At 46.4% G+C, this 19,857-nt stretch carries 17 protein-coding genes; 6 read left to right on the top strand and 11 right to left on the bottom strand.

Annotation, left to right across the window (positions count from 1 at the left end; all coding sequences use genetic code 11):
• Positions 1 to 131: 131 nt before the first annotated feature.
• Positions 132 to 911 carry a hypothetical protein gene (locus tag R7041_RS12210; protein ID WP_005373824.1) on the bottom strand — a complete coding sequence of 260 codons (780 nt, stop codon included), beginning with the start codon at positions 909 to 911 and terminating at the stop codon, positions 132 to 134.
• 170 nt (positions 912 to 1,081) lie between these two features.
• Positions 1,082 to 3,454 (bottom strand): phosphoenolpyruvate synthase, encoded by a 2,373-nt coding sequence (ppsA, locus tag R7041_RS12205; protein ID WP_206949434.1) that lies wholly within the window; start codon positions 3,452 to 3,454, stop codon positions 1,082 to 1,084.
• A 251-nt stretch (positions 3,455 to 3,705) separates the two neighbouring features.
• Here ppsA and R7041_RS12200 point away from each other — a divergent pair, with 251 nt between their 5' ends.
• Complete coding sequence (locus R7041_RS12200) at positions 3,706 to 4,542, top strand: pyruvate, water dikinase regulatory protein (RefSeq protein WP_005373820.1); 837 nt, start codon at positions 3,706 to 3,708, stop codon at positions 4,540 to 4,542.
• A 76-nt stretch (positions 4,543 to 4,618) separates the two neighbouring features.
• Here R7041_RS12200 and ansB read toward each other — a convergent pair whose 3' ends face one another.
• Positions 4,619 to 5,683, bottom strand: a complete 1,065-nt coding sequence (gene ansB, locus R7041_RS12195; protein ID WP_206949432.1) for an L-asparaginase 2 — start codon at positions 5,681 to 5,683, stop codon at positions 4,619 to 4,621.
• A gap of 369 nt (positions 5,684 to 6,052) precedes the next feature.
• On the bottom strand, positions 6,053 to 7,309 hold the full coding sequence (locus R7041_RS12190; protein ID WP_017819812.1) for an adenylosuccinate synthase: 1,257 nt from the start codon (positions 7,307 to 7,309) through the stop codon (positions 6,053 to 6,055).
• Between the two features lie 105 nt (positions 7,310 to 7,414).
• On the opposite strand from R7041_RS12190, the gene R7041_RS12185 reads away from it, so the two are divergent.
• From R7041_RS12185 to R7041_RS12175, 3 genes are all read left to right on the top strand, one after another.
• Positions 7,415 to 8,284, top strand: a complete 870-nt coding sequence (locus R7041_RS12185; RefSeq protein ID WP_005373812.1) for a LysR family transcriptional regulator — start codon at positions 7,415 to 7,417, stop codon at positions 8,282 to 8,284.
• A gap of 19 nt (positions 8,285 to 8,303) precedes the next feature.
• On the top strand, positions 8,304 to 8,696 hold the full coding sequence (locus R7041_RS12180; RefSeq protein WP_054577722.1) for a ribosome recycling factor family protein: 393 nt from the start codon (positions 8,304 to 8,306) through the stop codon (positions 8,694 to 8,696).
• Positions 8,697 to 8,773: 77 nt separating this feature from the next.
• A complete protein-coding gene (locus tag R7041_RS12175) occupies positions 8,774 to 9,388 on the top strand; it encodes a LysE family translocator (RefSeq protein ID WP_017633575.1) in 615 nt (204 codons plus the stop codon).
• 92 nt (positions 9,389 to 9,480) lie between these two features.
• Here the strand turns inward: R7041_RS12175 and R7041_RS12170 are convergent, their stop codons facing one another.
• The 6 genes from R7041_RS12170 to doeA all read right to left on the bottom strand — a co-directional run bounded on the left by R7041_RS12170 (position 9,481) and on the right by doeA (position 16,148).
• Positions 9,481 to 10,002 carry a DUF2058 domain-containing protein gene (locus R7041_RS12170; protein ID WP_186585493.1) on the bottom strand — a complete coding sequence of 174 codons (522 nt, stop codon included), beginning with the start codon at positions 10,000 to 10,002 and terminating at the stop codon, positions 9,481 to 9,483.
• A gap of 172 nt (positions 10,003 to 10,174) precedes the next feature.
• Positions 10,175 to 11,578: an aspartate aminotransferase family protein gene (locus R7041_RS12165; protein WP_005373789.1), complete on the bottom strand. Its 1,404-nt coding sequence runs from the start codon at positions 11,576 to 11,578 to the stop codon at positions 10,175 to 10,177.
• Between the two features lie 41 nt (positions 11,579 to 11,619).
• Positions 11,620 to 13,140, bottom strand: coding sequence for an NAD-dependent succinate-semialdehyde dehydrogenase (locus R7041_RS12160; protein ID WP_206949431.1), 1,521 nt, complete (start codon positions 13,138 to 13,140; stop codon positions 11,620 to 11,622).
• A 154-nt stretch (positions 13,141 to 13,294) separates the two neighbouring features.
• Positions 13,295 to 13,774, bottom strand: a complete 480-nt coding sequence (locus tag R7041_RS12155) for an Lrp/AsnC family transcriptional regulator (RefSeq protein ID WP_005373784.1) — start codon at positions 13,772 to 13,774, stop codon at positions 13,295 to 13,297.
• A 124-nt stretch (positions 13,775 to 13,898) separates the two neighbouring features.
• Complete coding sequence (gene doeB / locus R7041_RS12150; RefSeq protein ID WP_005373782.1) at positions 13,899 to 14,906, bottom strand: N(2)-acetyl-L-2,4-diaminobutanoate deacetylase DoeB; 1,008 nt, start codon at positions 14,904 to 14,906, stop codon at positions 13,899 to 13,901.
• A 54-nt stretch (positions 14,907 to 14,960) separates the two neighbouring features.
• Positions 14,961 to 16,148, bottom strand: a complete 1,188-nt coding sequence (gene doeA, locus R7041_RS12145) for an ectoine hydrolase DoeA (RefSeq protein ID WP_206949428.1) — start codon at positions 16,146 to 16,148, stop codon at positions 14,961 to 14,963.
• A gap of 271 nt (positions 16,149 to 16,419) precedes the next feature.
• On the opposite strand from doeA, the gene R7041_RS12140 reads away from it, so the two are divergent.
• The gene (locus R7041_RS12140; RefSeq protein WP_158159468.1) at positions 16,420 to 17,853 is read left to right on the top strand and encodes a PLP-dependent aminotransferase family protein; all 1,434 of its coding nucleotides are present in this window, start codon (positions 16,420 to 16,422) and stop codon (positions 17,851 to 17,853) included.
• A gap of 20 nt (positions 17,854 to 17,873) precedes the next feature.
• Here the strand turns inward: R7041_RS12140 and R7041_RS12135 are convergent, their stop codons facing one another.
• Complete coding sequence (locus tag R7041_RS12135; RefSeq protein WP_053307197.1) at positions 17,874 to 18,896, bottom strand: helix-turn-helix domain-containing protein; 1,023 nt, start codon at positions 18,894 to 18,896, stop codon at positions 17,874 to 17,876.
• Positions 18,897 to 19,027: 131 nt separating this feature from the next.
• Here R7041_RS12135 and R7041_RS12130 point away from each other — a divergent pair, with 131 nt between their 5' ends.
• Positions 19,028 to 19,789, top strand: coding sequence for an SDR family NAD(P)-dependent oxidoreductase (locus R7041_RS12130; protein ID WP_104980454.1), 762 nt, complete (start codon positions 19,028 to 19,030; stop codon positions 19,787 to 19,789).
• Positions 19,790 to 19,857 lie beyond the last annotated feature (68 nt).

The raw sequence follows: 19,857 nt of genomic DNA, 5'->3' as shown, positions 1-19,857 counted from the left end.
AAGTCGCCATCTTCTGGTGACTTCCATAGAGAAAGTTGCGTAAGTGCTCAGTTTTGAGGAATCATATCCCCGTTAACTTATTGATAAGGGTGCATAACAACGGTTTTATTTAAGCGATTAGTTGCTATGCATTACTGCGAGTTAGTGAGCTCTTCGTTAACCCAATATTTAGAACCAGACACGTTAGCATCGATGAGTAAACCTTTAGCGTTCAACTGATAGACGGCGACGCCGCTGTTAAATTGTTTTGAAAGTTGCTCTGAATCTTCGCCCGCAACAGCAGAGGCTTCACTTGTGGCCTCCCATCCTTCGTTGACGAACGTATCAAAGTCTTCTTTGCTCTCAAACAGAACCACTTGTTGGTAAAATTTGCCGCCAGCCCCAAGTGCAACGCCCAAACCAAACATATTCATATAAGTGCGTTCTTCTGTTTCCTTATTCACTGCGACTCCTGACCCTGAGTTGGTGTGAAACAGCAAAGATAATTTACGAGAATCAAAGACCGCGTAGCCGTACGCGTTGTCGTAAATAGCTTTTGCCTCCGGCTTTTCATTAAATAACTTGAGCAAAGCGCTATCTGCCATTAAGTCCACGGCTTGGCGAGCTTCTTCTGGCGTATCGCCTTCCATCAGCTCATCAATTTTTTTGTCGGCAGCATCTATCCATTCTTTGCTTTTCTCGATGCTGGCTTCTGTCCATTCGCCTGCGGTATTGATCGCTTCCTCGGACCAATTCGTGAAATCTTGCCACGCTTGTTTTGAAAACGCTTTGGTGTCGTCCCAAGCATCTTGGGCAGTATCAGAAACTGCGTCGCCAAGCTCAGACATTTTATTGGAAATTTCATCCCAATCGGCATAAGCAGGGGATGCCAGGAGCATCAATGTAGTAAGGAGTGCGATAGGCTTTTTCATCAAATTCTCTCTGGAGTTATCGATATACCATTCATTTTAGGTCATCAGACTTTGATAATGAAATTGACTAAATGACGAACTTGAGAGAGGAATCACGAACTGATTGTGAAATGACGTGTGAATAACAAAGCCCTCACAAGGGGAGTGTGAGGGCTAGAGTTTATCGTGTGTTACTTGCTGCTAACTTTACCGAGTTTTAACCAAGTATCGATAACCGTATCTGGGTTTAGTGATACAGAGCTAATACCTTGATCCATTAGCCATTCCGCTAGGTCGTCGTGGTCTGATGGGCCTTGACCACAAATACCAACGTATTTGCCTGCTTTTGTTGCCGCATCAATCGCCATCTGAAGCATCACCTTAACCGCTGGGTTGCGCTCATCAAATAGATGTGCGACATCGCCAGAGTCACGGTCAAGACCAAGCGTTAGCTGAGTCATGTCGTTTGAGCCAATCGAGAAGCCATCAAAGTACTTCAAGAACTCATCGGCAAGGACCGCGTTGGATGGCAGTTCGCACATCATGATGACTTTAAGACCCTGATCGCCACGGCGCAGATCAAACTTCGCTAGCAAATCAATCACTGATGCTGCTTCGCTTGGTGTACGCACAAATGGGATCATGATTTCAACGTTTTTCAGACCCATTTCGTTACGAACGCGTTTGATTGCTTGAGTTTCTAGCTCGAAGCAGTCTTCAGACACTGGAGAAATGTAACGAGACGCGCCACGGAAGCCAAGCATTGGGTTTTCTTCATGCGGTTCGTATGCTTTACCGCCAACCAAGTTGCTGTATTCGTTAGACTTAAAGTCAGACATACGAACAATAACGCGTTTCGGCCAAAATGCCGCAGCAATTGTTGCGATACCTTCTGTCAGTTTGCTTACGTAGAAATCGATAGGATCTTTGTAACCACGAATACGCTGAGTGATTTCTGCTTTTAGCTCATCGCTTTGTGCATCAAAGTTAAGTAATGCTTTCGGGTGGATACCAATCATCTTATTGATGATGAATTCAAGACGAGCAAGACCAACACCTTCATTTGGAATTTGCGCGAAGTCAAACGCGCGATCAGGGTTACCCACGTTCATCATCACTTTTGTTGGTAGCAGTGGCAGTTCATCAACAGAAGAGCGTTTTACGTCAAACTCAAGTTCACCTTGGTAAACGTAGCCCGTTTCACCTTCAGAACAAGATACGGTCACGGTTGCGCCATTGGTTAACTTGCTTGTCGCATCGCCACAGCCAACGATTGCAGGAATACCAAGCTCACGAGCGATGATGGCAGCGTGGCAAGTACGGCCACCACGGTTGGTTACGATTGCAGATGCTTTTTTCATCACTGGTTCCCAATCTGGGTCAGTCATGTCTGTAACTAGCACGTCACCTTCTTGGACTAGAGACATTTGGTCCAGAGAGTCAACCAAGCGAACCACGCCTTTACCGATGCGCTGACCGATTGCACGACCTTCAACCAAAACATCTGCTTTGTTTTGTAGTTCGTAGCGCTCAATCACATTTTGTTCCGTTTGCGAACATACGGTTTCAGGACGCGCTTGAACAATGTACAGCTTGCCATCAATGCCATCTTTTGCCCATTCAATGTCCATTGGACGCTGATAGTGCTTTTCGATGATCATTGCTTGCTTTGCGAGCTCTTTGATCTCGTCGTCGTTCAATGAGAACGTGTTGCGCTCTTCATCAGGAGTATCAACGATATCAACTTGTTTGCCGATTTCTTGGTTATCTGAGTAGATCATTTTGATCAACTTAGAACCAAATGTTTTCTTAACGATTGGGTGTTCGCCTGCTTCAAGCATTGGCTTGTGAACGTAGAACTCGTCAGGGTTTACTGCACCTTGAACGACCATCTCGCCTAGACCCCATGAAGAGGTGATGAAGACAACTTGGTCGAAACCCGATTCAGTGTCTAGTGTAAACATAACACCCGACGAGGCTTTATCTGAACGCACCATACGTTGGATACCCGCAGATAGCGAGATGCCACGGTGGTCGAACCCTTGGTGAACGCGGTAAGAAATCGCACGGTCGTTAAATAGAGAAGCGTAAACGTGCTTAGTTGCTTCTAGTACTGCGTCGATGCCTTTCACGTTCAAAAACGTTTCTTGCTGACCAGCAAAAGAAGCATCAGGTAGGTCTTCTGCCGTAGCAGATGAACGAACTGCGACTGAAAGCTCAGGATTGCCTTCGATCAGTTCTTGGTAATTTTCACGAATTTCTTGTTCAAGGTCCGCAGGGAAAGGGGCCTCTAATACCCATTGACGAATGTTTGCACCTGTCTTACGCAGAGCTTCTACATCTTCAACGTCTAGTTCATCGAGTAATTGGTGAATACGCTCATCCAAACCTTCGTGGTCAAGGAATTGGTTAAACGCGTATGAGGTTGTCGCAAAACCATTTGGTACAGAAACGCCTGCGTTTGCTAGGTTAGAAACCATTTCGCCAAGTGAAGCATTCTTACCGCCGACTTTGTCGACATCATCCATGGATAGGCCATTGAACCAGAGGGTGTTCTTTTGCATGTCTTTCTCCAGAAACATTGCAGCTTAGTAGGGGGACTTAAATCGATCTAAACAATCGCATGTTGGCTGTTATTACACGTTGACCATACATTGCTTCATTTAGATTGATATCAAAGGCAAACGATTACGTTCTGGCTGAAAAAAATTCAAAAGAATTTCTAAAGCTGTGGTGAACCTAACTGAAAGCCAAACTGATTTATTAATATTATGTGTACCATCCTACTCAAAAGATTTTGAAAAATTAAACAGAAATGCAAATAAATAACCAAAGTCGTGATGTGTTCTATGTTTCTGACGGTACGGCGATAACATGTGAGACATTAGGGCATGTTGTTCTCGGTCAATTTCCGTTCATTCCTAACGAAAAAACCTTTCCGTTTGTAGAAAGCCAGGACAAAGCTACTGACGTAGTCAAAGAAATTGAAACTTCCTACCAGCGCAATGGCGTCAAACCTCTGGTCTTTTTCTCAATTGTCGTTCCAGAAGTACGTGAAATGCTGCTTGAAGCGCCGGCATACAGTTACGATGTTTTGGAGAGTATTGTGCAGAAAGTGCAAGACGACATTCAGATGGCACCAAAGCCTAAGTTGCAGCGTTCTCGCAGCGTGGGGAAAGATTCCGACACCTATTTTGACCGTATTGCGGCTATTGAATACACATTGGCGCATGATGATGGCATCACGCTAAAAGGGTTGGAACAAGCCGATATTATCCTGCTGGGAGTATCGCGCAGCGGAAAAACGCCGACTAGCTTGTACATGGCGATGCAATTTGGTTTACGTGTTGTGAACTATCCGTTCATTGCGGAAGATGTGAAGATGATGCGTTTGTTGCCTGAATTTGAGATCCATCGTCATAAGTTGTTTGGGCTGACTATCGATCCCGAGCGCTTGACTGAAATCCGTGAAAATCGTTTGTCTGGAAGTGATTACGCTAGCACAGAGCAGTGCAAGCTGGAGCTAGACACTGTTGAGGCGTTGTTTAGAAGAGAGGCGATCCCATATATCAATACGTCCTCTCTGTCTGTTGAGGAAATTACTACGCGTATTCTGGAAAAAGCAGGAATGAAGCGTCGCTTGTTTGGCTAACAAGAGACGCTCATGTCGCTATGTGTAAGAGGAGGTAAGATGTATACCTCCTCTATCGAATGAACCTTAGACAGAATTAATAGTATTGGAACATCTTTTGGATGTCTTGATAGTTTTTGGTCTGAGTCAGTGACAGCATCAGTAAGATACGTGCTTTTTGTGGGTTCAATGTACCAGCGGCAACAAAGCCGTATTTTTCGTCATCAATTTCAGCATCCAAAGTGGTTGAGCCGCTAGGCGTTCGGGAGCTTCTTACAACAACAACGCCATCTTTACTCGCTTTCACTAGCTCATCAAACACAGTGTGGTACAAGTTACCATTACCGACACCAGCACTTACGATGCCGTCAAACTTCGCATCCACAAAGGCTTTCACTGGCAAATTGGAGGCATTTGCATAGTTATAAACAATACCGACCTTAGGCAACTTAGTAAGCTTTGATACATCGAATGGGGTTTCTGTCGTATGTTTACGTTCTGGGCTTCGTTGATATTTGGCATCGCTATTATGAATGTAGCCGATAGCACCAAAGTTGGGTGACTGGAAAGTGCTGACGGAGGTTGTATTGGTTTTTGTCACATCTCGCGCATCGAAAATCGTGTCATTCATTGCGACTAGCACGCCACGTCCTTCTGAATCTTCATCGGTGGCTGTTACGACTGCATTGTATAAGTTGACTGGTCCATCAGCACTCATTGCGGTGGAAGGACGCATTGCACCGACGATCACGACAGGCTTTGTGCTCTTGACGGTCAGATCAAGGAAGTAAGCGGTTTCCTCTAACGTATCCGTACCATGAGTAATGACGATGCCGTCAACATCATCTTGAGCGAGTAGCTCATTAACTCTTTTCGATAATTTTAGCCACACTTCATCATTCATATCTTGTGAACCGATACTGACCACTTGCTCTCCAGAAATATCGGCAATCTTGGTCATACTCGGCACCGCAGAAATCAATGATTCAACGCCGACTTTACCTGCTGTGTAGTTTGACTCGGTTGCAGATTGACCTGCGCCTGCAATGGTGCCGCCAGTGGCAAGAATTTTAATGTTCGGAAGATCGGATTGCGCGAAAGACAAAGAACTAAGGCACAAACCAAGGGTTATCGTACTGAGGCGGAAAATGTTTTTCGTCATGGGAATCACCTGCTGTTAGGTTGGATGTTGGGGAACTCATCTATCCTAAAAACAGCGGGTTAGATTTTTTGAGTACTAGTTCAACAAATTGCAGATGAAGATCGTGATCAACTAATCACTTAAAGAATATCAAATCAACCAGTTAACCTAATTGACGTGCTTCTTTAACAAGTGAGATGTGCTAGTAACGTGCACAACGTGTTAAGCCCTATAATTTATTGATTTATAAATAAAGGAGGTAGGAGTCTCGTGATGAGGTTACTAAACATGAATTTAACCGTGCAATTTTTCAAAGTTTACAGTGTAAAAAAAGCGGCTTTACCCCGGAACAGATAAAAGCCGCTTGCCAATGATGTGTTAATTCACATCTTATCGCATAATCATTTGTTCACGACCAGGACCCACAGACACCATTTTTACTGGTACGCCCATGAGTTCCTCAATGCGTAGAACGTATTTCTGTGCTGCTACTGGAAGCTCTTCAAACTTACGACAACCAGTGATGTCCTCGCTCCAGCTTTCCATCTTCTCGTAGATTGGTGCAAGAGAGGCAGTTTGAGGCCAGATTGGGTTTTCGTTGTGGTCGCCTTCGTAGCCAACACAGATTTTCAGATCGTTAAGGCCAGTCAAACAGTCTACTTTAGTTAGCGCAATTTCAGTTGCTGCTTGCAGTTCAACACCATTCTTAGTAGCGACTGCGTCGAAGTAGCCCATATCGCGTGGACGACCTGTAGTTGCACCGAACTCGCCTGCAAGTTCGCGGAAAGCATCTTGCTCTTCCATTGCAGTGATCAACGTACCAGTACCTACTGATGAGCTGAATGCTTTTGCAACCGCAATAACGCGCTCAGGGCGAAGTGCCGGAAGACCACTGCCGATACCCGCGTACATTGATACAACGTTAGAAGATGTTGTCCAAGGGTACTCACCGTAAACAAGGTCACGACCTGCGCCAAGCTGTGCTTCGAACAATAGTGTTTTGTCTTTCGCTTGTAGTTCTTTTAGAGGAAGCGTTACGTTGCAAATTGAATCGCGCCAAGGTGCAGAGACTTCTAGCAGCCAGTTCGCCAGTTCTTCAGCGGTTTGTTCAAACTCGAACGTCGGGTAAAGTGCACGCAGTTGCGGCAGTTTCCAATCCATCATGAATTGAAGGCGTTCAACCAATACTTCTGGTTGCTTCAACCAACCAACTAGGATGCCTTTCTTCATTACGCGGTCACCGTAAGCAGGTGCAATACCTTGACGAGTTGAGCCGTATGCTTTGTCGCCTAAACGTTGTTCTTCTAGCGTATCTTCTAGTGCATGTAGAGGTAGACACAGTGTTGCGCGATCAGAGATGCACATATTCACTTTTACGCCTGCTTCTTCAACTTCCGCAATCTCCTGAGACAGCAACGCAGGGCTGATAACCATACCCGGACCTAACACTGCCAAACAGTCAGGGTTGAATACGCCACTTGGAAGCTGGTGCAGCTTGAACGTACCTAGATCGTTAACCACGGTGTGACCCGCGTTGTTACCACCTTGGAAACGAATGCTCGCAGAAGCTTGCTCTGCCAAAAAGTCAACGATGCGGCCTTTGCCTTCATCACCCCAGTTTGCACCCACAACAACGATAGACGACATAATTTAATCTCCAAAAACAGATGCAAAAATCTTAAGGTGTTCGCCATAATAAGAGAAATTAATTATACTCATTAACTTGATAAGAATCTCATATCGGAATTGGCAATGTTAGATTTGAACTGGCTGCGAACCTTCGTAACTCTTGCAGAGGTAAAACACTTTGGTAAAACAGCGACGGAACTGCACATGACGCAGCCGAACGTAAGTTTGCATATCAAGCAGTTGGAGCAAGCCACGCGCACGAAATTGATTGAGCGAAATCCCGTGCAGTTGACGCAAGCGGGGAAGCGTTTGTTAGCTACGGCGCAGCGGATGCTTAATGAGCTGCAAATTTGTCAGTCGGATCTCAATGCCATCAACGATCTTACGCAGGGGACGCTTTCTATTGCGGCGAGCGATATTGTTTCACGTTTACTGCTTATCAAACCATTTCAGCAATTCAAAAGTGAATATCCGGGGATCGACTTGGCATTGTTCAATACCACATCTTCTCAAGCGGTGGATTTGGTGAAAAGTGCGCGTGCCGATATCGGCTTTGTTATCGCACAAAAAGAGAGTCAACCGCTGCATTTTACGCCTCTCACGCAAATTCACTGGTGTGCGTTTGGCGATAACATTTTTGAGTGGCAAGACAATCGAAAAGAGAGCCAGACGCTGATCCTGCTAGGGCACGATACTCGAACCCGAGAGCTGATTGATGCGTCTTTACCTGAACTAAATCTGCCTAAGCATCGCGTGATGGAAGTGGGCAGTGTGGAAGCACAAATCGACTGGGCGGAAGCGGGGTTTGGGACTGCTATTGTGCCGGATTTCTCGCTCGATCCGAGATTAAAGCTTTCCCGAGAAGTTACGCCTTTGCCAAGTTTTCCAAACACTGATTTCGGCTACATCGTGCGTCAAAATCAGGTGTTATCCAAAGCGGCAAAACAGTTGTTGGCTTGGGTTGGCGAGAATGTGTCGGTGGTTGAGGGCTAAGGCGATGAAAGAAAAGGCCATGAAAGAAACGAAGATTACGATTTCGCTCCCATCCTTGATTCACCGTATTGGGGGCGACCATGCCAAGCGAGCGAAAACACTCGCAGCAGAAAAACAGTGCGATCTTAAGCGAATTAGACGATCTCGTCACTGGCAAATCTCAGGCGAGGCTTTGGATGTAAAAGCGTTTTTAGAGCTTCTCAAAAACGAAGAAGCAGAGACGATGCGATTTGCGATCAACAAAATCGAACAAGCTCTACTTGCTCACCAAGACAAATTGGAACCTTTGGACGTGAAGTTGATACGTTTGGTGAGACAAAACCCAAACATCACCTTAGCGGAGCTGATGGCTGAAACGAACTGCACGTTAGTTCAAGCTCGCACGGCACGATTTGATGCTGAGTTGCTTTAAGATCGGTTTGTGGTTTACTCACTTTATTAACAGATGTTAGGGTACCGATCAAAATCACTCACTAAGACCATTTTATTATGGATATTTGGCAGCTTCTCCTTTTTATTCCTGCTTGCTTCGCTCTAAATATGGCTCCAGGCCCAAACAATTTATTGGCAATGAATAATGCGCGTTGTTACGGCTTTAGGGCCGCGTTTACGGCCAGTTTAGGCAGAATTGCTGCTTTTTCAGCGATGATTGCGTTGTCTGCATCAGGTCTGGCTGTGATTTTGTATACGTCAGAAATGCTATTTTTGGCAATAAAGTTAGTAGGGGCGCTGTATCTACTGTGGATTGCGTTCAACCTTTGGCGTTCAGAGTCCAGTCCGATCTCTGACTTGGACAATTCGCGCAATTACGCAGGACTTGCGAAGCAAGAATTTACGCTTGCTGCTGGCAACCCGAAAGCGATACTTATTTTTACTGCATTCTTGCCGCAATTTGTTGATGCCAATGCCAACGTTCAAGAGCAGTTTTTTGCCCTTGGCTCGACGTTTTTGATATTAGAAATGGTCGCCATTTCAATCTATGCCATCTTTGGTTTGTACTTGAGACACTGGTTTTCAAATCCCAAAATGGCGAAACGTTTCAATCGCGGATGTTCGTTGTTTTTAGCCGCATCAGGGGCGAATTTGCTACTAAGTAAGCAATAACAACACATCATCTCTGTAGATTATTTTTCTATAAAAAGAGCCGCTGATGTTACATCAGCGGCTCTTTTCGTTGATGCATCGATTATTTATTGTTACCACATCAAATCGTCAGGCACGACGAAATCTGCGTATGGGTCGTCTTCTGCTGGAATGTCCGATTCAGATTCTTTTTGTTCGATGATGACGGACTCATCACGTTGAGCAATTTTATTCGCTACTCCACGTGGAATGACAACATAGCTTTCACCAACAATTGCGATTGCCAAAATACCTTTAATCAACTGCTCGCGGATAAGTGAATCTACATAAAGAGATTTCACTAGCGTACCGTGAGTGAAGTTGTATTTGATGTCGCCATCTTTTAAGTCGATCTTGTTCATCTCAATCAATTGATTGATCTGCGCTTTGATCTCTTTGTTTAATCGCTCAGCATTTTGCTGCTCGCTCAATTGTTTATCACGCTCTAACTGTTGGCGTTTATTCTCTTCAACCGCCGCTTTTACTTCGCGTGCTTGAACGCGTGATTTTTTAGAGCCTTTCTTCGCTTTCTTTAGTTTCTTTTCATTAACTAAGCCAGCTTTCAGCATTTGTTCTTGAAGGGTAAGTTTTGCCATGTTTTATCCAGTTAGTGCGCAATTTTGGGCATTTTACCCACTATTGCCACTTGTAGTAAATAATAGTGCTTTCTATGGGTCTAAAATGTTTGGTTGGCTTGTTATCTCTTTAATGGAAAGTGCAAAGCGGGCCTTCTCCAAAGCCCGCGAGCATTACTGAAATCTAGGTGGGTTATGGCTGCCACTGTTTAGATGTGACGAGGTTATCCATCACTTTGTTTACCGCTTGATGCGCTTTGTCGACAATGGTGTCTATATCGTTGCGATTCGCGATAAGCGGTGGAGCAAAACCGAGGATGTCACCATGTGGCATAGCGCGAGCGATTAAGCCTTGCTCTAAACAGGCTGCCGCGATTTGCGGACCTACTTTCAAGTTTGGATCAAAGTGTGCTCGGCGTAGTTTGTCTGAAGAAAACTCCAACGCATGCAACAAGCCAACGCCACGAGTATCACCGACTAATGGATGATCGTTAAACGTCTCCGCCATACGTTGCTGCAAGTAAGCGCCGACTTCGGCTGCGTTTTGCACCAGGCCTTCACGTTCAATGATATCGAGGTTGCAGTTCGCGGCTGCCGCTCCCATTGGGTGACCAGAGTAGGTATAACCGTGTCCGATAGCGCCCCATTGGTCGGTGCCGTTTTCTAGCACACTCCAAACTCGTTCACCGACGATCACGCCAGACAGCGGTTGATACGCTGAGGTTAACCCTTTCGCTACCGTGATGAGATCTGGTTTCATGTCGTAGTGGAGTGAGCCAAAATCGGAGCCGAGGCGACCAAAGCCACACACCACTTCATCCGCAATCAAGAGTACATCGTATTTGTCGAGCACTTTGCGAATCGCCTGCCAGTACCCTGCTGGTGGTGGCACAATACCGCCAGTACCGAGCACTGGTTCTGCAATCATTGCTGCTACCGTTTCTGGGCCTTCTTCCAAGATCATCGCTTCGAGTTGATCTGCGCAATATTGAGAGAATTCGAGCTCAGACATACTTTCGTCTTCACGGCGATAATAATATGGCGCGATGGTGTGTTTGATGCGCTCAAGTGGTAAATCAAAATGGGCGTGGAACAGCGGCAAACCTGTCATTGAACCGGACGCGATACTTGAACCATGGTAGCCGCGGTCACGCGAAATGATTTTTTTCTTCTCTGGTAGACCACGAGCATTGTTGTAATACCACACCAACTTAAGTTGAGTTTCGTTCGCGTCGCTGCCTGACATGCCGTAGTAAACTTTGCTCATGCCTTCAGGCGCCATTTTGATGATGCGATCTGACAGTGTCACGAGCGCTTCGTTCGTATGACCGACGTAAGTGTGGTAGTACGCCAGTTCTTTGGCTTGCTCATAAATCGCATCGGCCATTTCGGTCCTGCCATAGCCAATGTTTACACAATACAACCCGGCAAAGCCGTCTATCAGCTCGATGCCTTCTGAATCGGTGATGCGTATTCCGCTTCCGCTCGAGATAATTCTTCCCGAAAGCTCCCCGGCCGCATACTGCTTCAGGTGGGTTGAGGCATGAAATACTCTCTGACGATCGATCTCTAAAAGTTGTTGGGTTTTGTTACTCATGATCCTTCTCCTCGAATAATTGGATATCCATATTTCGTGCCTCAACTGCCACTGACGGTTGGTAAAGCGCCTAAGCAGCAGTATTTGATTTCACTGTATTCTTCAAATCCGTGACGGCTTCCTTCTCGTCCAAGACCAGACTGTTTCACGCCGCCGAATGGGATAGGGTGGCCTGTCATTTTGACGGAGTTCACGCTCACCATGCCAAACTCCAAACCGCGCATGCAGTGCCAAATTTGGTGAATATCGTGACCATAAACATAGGCAGCTAAGCCGTACTCAGTGTCGTTGCTCATTTCAATCACGGTATCTAAGTCTTGGTAAGGCAATACGCCTGCCACAGGACAAAAATTCTCTTCGCGATACACCGCCATTTCAGGGGTTACATCGGCTAGCAATGTCGGCGCGAAGAAATTTTCGCCTGGTACGGGCTGGTGGTATCCCGCTACCAATCGCGCGCCTTTGTCGAGCGCGTCACGCACCAAATCATGCGCTTTATCCACCGCAGTGCGATTAATAAGCGGTCCCATGGTGGTTTTTTCGTCTAAGCCATTGCCCAAAACGATGTGGCTCATTTCTTTGGCAAACGCTTCCAAAAACGCTTCGTACTTATCGTCAGGGACGAAAATACGGTTTGCGGCCAAGCAGTCTTGTCCTGCGGTTTGAAACTTCGCATCCACGGCGGCTTTGGCTGCTTGCTCGACATCCATACCTGGCAGCACGATGAAAGGGGCGTTACCACCGAGCTCCATACTGCACTTCTTCACGGTTTGTGCCGCGTCGCGTAGCAATAGTTTGCCTACTCGAGTTGAGCCTGTGAACGAGAGCGCTTTGACTTTATCGGAGTGACACAAGGTTTGTGACACCATCACCGCATCGCCAGTGATCACGTTAAATACACCAGGTGGAAAGCTAGCTCGGTCTGCTAACTCTGCCAACGCTAACGCAGAAAAAGGCGTTTCACTGGCGGGCTTAATGATCACCGGACAGCCTATTGCTAGTGCGGCAGCGGCTTTGCGTGTGATCATGGCATTAGGAAAGTTCCAAGGCGTAATCAGTGCTGCGACACCAATTGGCTCGCGCACCGTTGATAGCTGCGCATTCGGAATATGACTTGGGATGGTTTCGCCATAACAGCGGCGTGCTTCTTCGGCAAACCAACGAACAAAGGATGCGCCGTAGTCAATCTCACCTACAGCATCACCTAGTGTTTTTCCTTGCTCCATCACCATCAAATGGGCAAGATCTTGCTTTGATTCTAGAATCAGGTCGTGCCAACGCATGAGAATTTCAGCGCGCTCTTCTGCTTGCATTTTTCGCCATTGACGAAAGGCTTGGTCGGCTTCATCAATCGCTTGATAGAGTTGTTGCTGAGATAGCTTAGTGATGTAACCGATGACCGTGCCATCTGCTGGATTATCCACCGGATGAAATTGGTCACCACTTACCCATTTGCCATTTACGTACGCTAAACCTCTCACCAAACGTACGTCTTTCATTATCGCCATCATGTCGTGCGAGGCTTTTAATTCCTCTGCATGTAAGCTGTGCAGTGCTGTCATGAGTCCTTCTCCCAGCATCGTTGTCCATAATGAAACTGTAATGGAGAAGTGACCGAAATAATTTCTGATACCGAGGTTTAAAACGTCAGAACTTTCTTTTTAGTGCCGTTAAATATGGTGTTTTTTCTGTTCACGTCTGATGCGCATTTTCCCTTTATAACAAAGCGTTTTGGTTTACTTCGAATGTGCCCGCATCACGTTTGATTGTTTTTGTCACAATGTAAGTAAAGTAGCGCTCAATGCCCACATCTGAGTCTAACCAGTTGTCGATAAGCCGCTGATATTGGTCGATATCTTCTGACTGAATTTTAAGGATGTAATCGACACCACCGCCCGTGGCATAGCAATCAGTGACTTCTGGTGAATGTTGTACCAGTTGCTCGAAGCGTTTGAACGCTTGGGCGTTGTGTTCTTTGAGCGTAACTTCAACCATAACTGACGTTCGTTTGAACAAAATATCGGTATTTACTTTTGCTCCGTAGCCTTCAATGATGCCTGCTTCTTCCAGTTTTTTGACACGCTCCCAACAAGGGCTCACGGATAGGTTGATGGCCTCGGCAAGGTGAGATTTGGTGATACGACCATTATCATGAAGTATTTGTAGAATTTTTACGTCGTAGCGATCGAGGCGCATAATGAGTCTCCCTGTAGAATACTAATCATTTCATGAAAGGCTGATGACTGGTCGCTGTTATAAGTTGCTTTCCAGTTTGCTTCTGGTATGCCATTTGTTTTGATTTCTTTAGTTGGTTTTTCAATCAGCCTATCTCGCCGCAGTCTTCGGCTATAACTGCGATAGTGTCACCGATATTCACCATAGCAGGAAAACGACGTGCCGCGAAAATACCATTGCGCTGTGACTTGTACTCAACGGGGGCGGTACCTGTGCGCTCGGTCGAGAAGATTCTCACTAATACATCGCCCTTTTTGACGGTATCGCCAAGATCAAATAAGTATTCTGTGATGCCGTGGTGTTGGCTTTGCACATAACAACTTGCATCAGGCATATCTAATAATTTAGTTGGTTGGGTTGGTTGTTCGTAGTCACCGGGCAAGTTGCCTGAGAAGCGCAAGAAGTTGCGAATGCCACGGTCGGAATAAGCGATGGTTTCTGGAGTGCTGGTTCCGCCTCCTCTTAGTTCGGTGGTAACAAAGATTTTTCCCTGAGACTCCACGGCAGTGTCATACAGGCTGGTGGCGTCCATTTCGAGCAAGATCATGGTGTAAGGTGCGCCAAACAGTTTTGCACCTAATATGCAGGCTTCTTCTTGATCGAGATTGTCGAGACGATGGGCAGCGGCGAACGGCACGATATCTAACGTTTTACCACCTGAGTGAATGTCTAACGCAAAATCGCACTTAGGAACTAGGTAACGAGTAAAATAATCCGCAATTTTCTCGGTCACTGTGCCTATGGGGTTGCCGGGAAAGCTGCGATTTAAATTCCCTTTATCGATAAACGACGTACGTGAGGCATTTTGTACCGCAGGTAAGTTCATCATGGGTACAATAATGACACGACCTTGGATTTGATCTGCCTGAAGCGAGTTCGTCAATTTTAGCAGGCTGGTGATGCCTTCGTATTCGTCTCCGTGATTACCGCCAGTAAGCAGTGCGGTTGGTCCGTGACCATTTTTGATCACGGTGATAGGTATCATAATACTGCCCCAGGCGGAGTCGTCATGTGAATAGGGCAGCGTTAAAAAGCCGTGCTGTACACCTTCTCGGTCAAAGTCTATGGTGGCTGTGATCGAGCTTTTTTGCATATCAAGTCCTTTTAGTTCTCAGACCTAGCTCAACAGAGCCTGAGGTTTGAAAAATTAGTGTTTAACAAATAAGTGGCGTGGAAAGTCACACAGCGTTTTTGCTCCATCATGGGTAATGACGATACTTTCCGTTGTTTCTAACCCCCAATCTTTGAACCACAGCCCCGGCATAAAATGGAATGTCATGCCTTCTCTCAAGATGGTTTTATCGGTGTCTCGCAAACTCATGGTTCGTTCCCCCCAATCTGGTGGGTAGCTCAAACCTATTGGGTAGCCACAACGGGCACCTTCGCGTGAGAATCCCGCTTTATCGAGAACCTGGTTTAGTGCATTGGCGATGTCGGCGCAGGTATTTCCGGGCTTTGCCACTTTCAAGCCCGCTTCAAGTCCTAGAGTCAGGGCTTCGTCGGCTCGTTTGAACTTGTCGTCAGGCTCGCCAAGAAAAATAGTGCGTGAGAGTGGGCAGTGGTAACGGCGGTGCGCCCCAGCGATTTCAAAAAACGTCCCTTCGCCTTTCTTGAAGGGTCTGTCATCCCAAGTCAGGTGAGGTGCGGAAGCATCAGAACCTGATGGCAAAAGCGGCACAATCGCGGTGTAATCGCCAAAGTGGTCTTCATGCCCGAGCACGGCTTGGCGGTTAATCTCGGCAACAAGGTGGTGTTTCGGTAATCCTGGTTCAATCATGTCGAACGCGACGCGGTGCATATTTTCAACAATGCGAGCGGCACGGTACATGTATGCCAGTTCTTGATCGGATTTAACGGCGCGGCACCAGTTGACTAGTCCAGTTGCATCGAGAAGTTGAGCATTCGGTAGGTGCGTAGTGAGTGATTCGTAAGCGGTGGCGCTAAAGTAATAGTTATCTTTTTCTACACCGATGCGACCACGATCCCAAAGGCGCGGAGCCAGTACGGCTTCGACCAGGAAATCCATCGGGTGTAGCGGCGGATTCATTACATAATGGTCTGGATAGTAGGTGATGTTTTCTGCCGACATATACGCAGTCCTGTATGCTCCGTTGGCATCTTGGCAGCGTCCAAACCAAACTGGCTCATCAGATGGACCAACAACGACACATTGTGGCACGTAAAAAGACCACCCATCATAGCCTGTCAGCCACGCCATGTTAGAAGGGTCATGAATGATAAGGACATCCAATTCTATTTCTTCCATCGATTGCCGAACTTTCGTTAACCGATCCTGGAACTCATCCAGTGTAAAATGCAAAGCAACGCCTCTCATATTTTCTCCTTGTTAGAAATCCGACGCCTTATGGGCCTTCGGAGACGCTGAGGTATTTCTACCTTCTACCAGCTAGCCAGATCTGCGTTAAAAATGATTGCAATTTACCTCTGGGGTTGTATTTGGATTGAACGATGCTGTTTAACATGTTTGTTTAACCCATACATTTCATGTCAATCATTACAATTGTGGTTTATTTTTGTGCATTTCACCTCGTTTTGTGAGTTAAAGTTCGCCATTTGTTAAATGGAAGTTACAATGAGCATTAAAAATGAATCAATTAAAATATTGTGTCATGACAATTTCTTTGAACCCGATCATTCGGCCAGGCACCGCTAAATACATCTCCATTGGTAACTATCTTGTCGAATGTGTCCGCAGTGGTTATCTAAAACCGGGAACTCGATTACCCACACATCGTGAGTTTGCAGAGCAAATTGGCGTCAGCGTACAAACGGTGAGCCATGCATATGGTTATGCAGAGAAAAAAGGGGCGATCGAGTCTTGGGTTGGGAATGGTACTTTTGTCAAATCAGGTTTTGTGGATGAAAGTACGGACACGGAGTTCATGCTGACACAAGAGATGAAAGAAACGCCGGATGAAATTGATATGTCTATTGCACATCCAGTGGTGACCGATCGCCACATTACGCTTTTTAATCAGGCGTTAATGGAGATTGCTGGGCAAACAAACAATCGTGGTTTGATCAGTAAAGCAAAGCCGGTAACAGGTCAGCCTCATCATATTGAGTCAGGAGTACGATTTCTAAGTAGCCAAGGGCTGGATGTGGGTGCCGATCAAATATTACTCACAAATGGTGCATGCCATGGTTTAACGTTGGCTTTAAGCACAGTTGTTGAACACGGTGATTTAGTTGCTTGTGGTCACTTGGTTGATCATGGCTTGATCTCTCGCTCGAGAATGCTTGGATTTAAGTTGCAACCACTTGAAATGGATGAGTTTGGTATAACGCCGGATGCATTTGAATGGGCATGTAAACACAAACCAATCAAGGTATTGTGTTGCACACCGAGCATGGCTAACCCGACTAGTGCGCATATGGATGTTGCACGCCGAGAGGCGATAGCGAATATTGCGCAGCAATACGACATCTATGTCATTGAAGATGACGTGTATGGAGCACTAGAACCTAACCGTGTCCCACTCCTTGCCACATTGTTACCCGAACAAGCTTTCTATGTCACCAGTTTAACCAAAGTTGTAGCGCCAGGCATGCGCACTGGCTATCTGACGGTCCCACGTCATTTTCTGCAGCACGCGATTGGTCGTTTAGCGGCTACGAGTTGGTCTGCGACTCCATTACCATTTGAAGTCGCTCATTTGTGGATCGAAAACGGTACGTTAAATCGACTTATTCGCTTTCAAGTCAATGAGTTTGCTAAGCGACAGCGAATAGCAAAAGCCGCTTTAGAAGGGCATGTTTATAGCTCGCACCCGAATGGACAGCATATTTGGTTGAGACTACCCGAGCAGTGGAATAGCGATGACCTGGTTGCTTCGGCTAAGCGTTCAGGGGTGCAGATCACGGGATACAAACCGTTTGTTCTCGATACTAATCAGCCAATGCCTTACGTGCGAATCAGTTTGGGAGCAGAAACAAACCGAGGCTACATCAAACACGGGTTATCTGTGATTGCTGAAATTCTCGATACCAACCCTCCCACCTCACACTTTTTAGTTTGAGCGATAGGTTATTTATGCTTTTATCTGATGGGCTTAAACGTTTGTAACTGAGTTTTTTCTTGTCGCCATTGCCTTGGCGATTTTCCCGTCCAGCGACGAAAGTGGCGGCTGAAGACCGCAGTTTCTGCATAGCCCAGTTGCAACGCGATATCGGTAATACTCTGAATATTCTCATGCAATCGCTGTTCGGCGAAATCCTGACGCACTTGTTGTAAAAGCTGCCGATAATTTGTGCCCTGTTGTTTCAGCTTGTTTTGCAGCATTCTCGGATGCAGATCCAATGCTCTTGCAACGCGCTCAACGCTGCATTCTCCGGTTGAGAGCAGACGGCCAATCATGTTTGCTGCTTGGTCACTGAGATTGTTGGGGTAACGGGTTTGCAGCTCTTTGAGGTGCTGTTGAAAATGGCGCTCTAGTGCGTCTTCATCTTGGTGGTTCTTAGCGTTAAGCAGAGTCGCTTTAAGTAGGATACCGTCAAACTTATCACCGAAACGCAGTTTGTTCTGCTGGGCAAACTTGCTTTTTTCTACTTCCAATGTTGCGTGTTGAGTCAAATGTAGCGCGAAGTGACTTGCTTCAATATCAAGTAAGCTCGCAACAAACATCGCCAGATGCGACACACTGAGCTGCATCAACTGCGCGATACCTCGTTCGCTGTGCACATCAATATTGAGCGACAACCGTACCCAATCATCTTGTGGCGTCATGTTGAGAGTTACCCCTGACGAATGTAGATAGAGAAAATCATTCACCCGCGCCAAGGCATCACCAACCGTTTCCGCGCGAGAAACCAGCATTGGTAAGTCCCCCAAGCTTTGTAGGTTTTGACGCTCAGCGAGTAACGCACCAAACAACGGTTGCTGACAACGAGCAGCCGCTTCCTCCAGCAATTCAGCCAGCCTAGGGTAGGCGAGATACGTATCGGGATTGCGAAACTGCGCCGCAGATAGCCCGACGGCAGCCATAATCTCAACCGGATTCTGCCCCAGTTCGGAAACCAAGCTATCAAATTTATCGGCAGCGCCACTTCGTACGATATACATGTCTCGATTTTTAAATGTTAACAGGTTGTAAATCGCAATGTATCAAATTTACTTCGCAAAAGGTCAAGTGAGTGTCAGTGAGTTGATCTAGGTTACATTTTGATAACAAAAACGCATGAATGAGAAGGTGTATGGAACTTATCAATAAAACGGCCATCGTGACTGGCGCTGCGGGTGGAATTGGGCAAGCTATTATTGCAAAGCTAAGAGAGCAAGGAGCCAAAGTGCTTGCTGTCGATATTTCAGAGCAATCACTGCAAATGTACGCAAGTTTTGGCCCTAAGCAGTTGGAAACCTTTGTTGCGGACGTCACCGATTACCAACAAGTCGAAGCCATGGTGAAGTACGCGGTCGAACTATTTGGCTCACTTGACATCATGGTCAACAACGCGGGCATCGGTGCACCGAAACCTCTGCTTGACCACGACCCAATTGCTGATTTTGAGCCGATCTCAAAGGTCAACCAAAATGGTGTCTACTACGGAATTCTCGCCGCTGGGCGACAATTCCAAGCGCAAGGCACGCCGGGCGTGATCCTCAATACTTCTTCTGTTTACGCACGAATGGCGTCTGAGATGACCTTTACCTACAACGTCAGTAAAGCCGCAGTCGATATGATGACCAAATGCGCCGCATTAGAACTCGCACCATTGGGTATTCGTGTTTGCGCTGTCGCTCCGGGACGCGTTGATACTCCGATGTTAAGGCAATACGAAGAGATTGGCCTGTGGGACCACATCCGCAAAGAACAGATGCGTCAAAACTTCACACAACCAGAAGAGATTGCTGATGTGGTGGCGTTTCTGGTCAGCGAGAAAGCCAACTGTATCAACGGTTGTACCATCAGCGCATCTGACGGTTTCGAGAATTTTAAGTATCCACTTATGGGATAGGCGAGTACGCCACATTACAGCAACAGCGAGGATGTAAGTTATGTCATTACCAGAAGTTATTCAGCACC

It is taken from the genome of Vibrio sp. 1751 (assembly GCF_033339895.1).
Lineage (GTDB): Bacteria > Pseudomonadota > Gammaproteobacteria > Enterobacterales > Vibrionaceae > Vibrio > Vibrio alginolyticus.
Note: the sequence above shows the minus strand (reverse complement) of the source record. Positions and strands in the feature narration are given on the sequence as shown.

Coding starts and splice junctions, on each gene's coding strand:
- R7041_RS12210 (WP_005373824.1), bottom strand. CDS start 911: ATGAAAAAGCCTATCGCACTCCTTACTACATTGATGCTCCTGGCATCC.
- ppsA (WP_206949434.1), bottom strand. CDS start 3,454: ATGCAAAAGAACACCCTCTGGTTCAATGGCCTATCCATGGATGATGTC.
- R7041_RS12200 (WP_005373820.1), top strand. CDS start 3,706: ATGCAAATAAATAACCAAAGTCGTGATGTGTTCTATGTTTCTGACGGT.
- ansB (WP_206949432.1), bottom strand. CDS start 5,683: ATGACGAAAAACATTTTCCGCCTCAGTACGATAACCCTTGGTTTGTGC.
- R7041_RS12190 (WP_017819812.1), bottom strand. CDS start 7,309: ATGTCGTCTATCGTTGTTGTGGGTGCAAACTGGGGTGATGAAGGCAAA.
- R7041_RS12185 (WP_005373812.1), top strand. CDS start 7,415: ATGTTAGATTTGAACTGGCTGCGAACCTTCGTAACTCTTGCAGAGGTA.
- R7041_RS12180 (WP_054577722.1), top strand. CDS start 8,304: ATGAAAGAAACGAAGATTACGATTTCGCTCCCATCCTTGATTCACCGT.
- R7041_RS12175 (WP_017633575.1), top strand. CDS start 8,774: ATGGATATTTGGCAGCTTCTCCTTTTTATTCCTGCTTGCTTCGCTCTA.
- R7041_RS12170 (WP_186585493.1), bottom strand. CDS start 10,002: ATGGCAAAACTTACCCTTCAAGAACAAATGCTGAAAGCTGGCTTAGTT.
- R7041_RS12165 (WP_005373789.1), bottom strand. CDS start 11,578: ATGAGTAACAAAACCCAACAACTTTTAGAGATCGATCGTCAGAGAGTA.
- R7041_RS12160 (WP_206949431.1), bottom strand. CDS start 13,140: ATGACAGCACTGCACAGCTTACATGCAGAGGAATTAAAAGCCTCGCAC.
- R7041_RS12155 (WP_005373784.1), bottom strand. CDS start 13,774: ATGCGCCTCGATCGCTACGACGTAAAAATTCTACAAATACTTCATGAT.
- doeB (WP_005373782.1), bottom strand. CDS start 14,906: ATGCAAAAAAGCTCGATCACAGCCACCATAGACTTTGACCGAGAAGGT.
- doeA (WP_206949428.1), bottom strand. CDS start 16,148: ATGAGAGGCGTTGCTTTGCATTTTACACTGGATGAGTTCCAGGATCGG.
- R7041_RS12140 (WP_158159468.1), top strand. CDS start 16,420: ATGAATCAATTAAAATATTGTGTCATGACAATTTCTTTGAACCCGATC.
- R7041_RS12135 (WP_053307197.1), bottom strand. CDS start 18,896: ATGTATATCGTACGAAGTGGCGCTGCCGATAAATTTGATAGCTTGGTT.
- R7041_RS12130 (WP_104980454.1), top strand. CDS start 19,028: ATGGAACTTATCAATAAAACGGCCATCGTGACTGGCGCTGCGGGTGGA.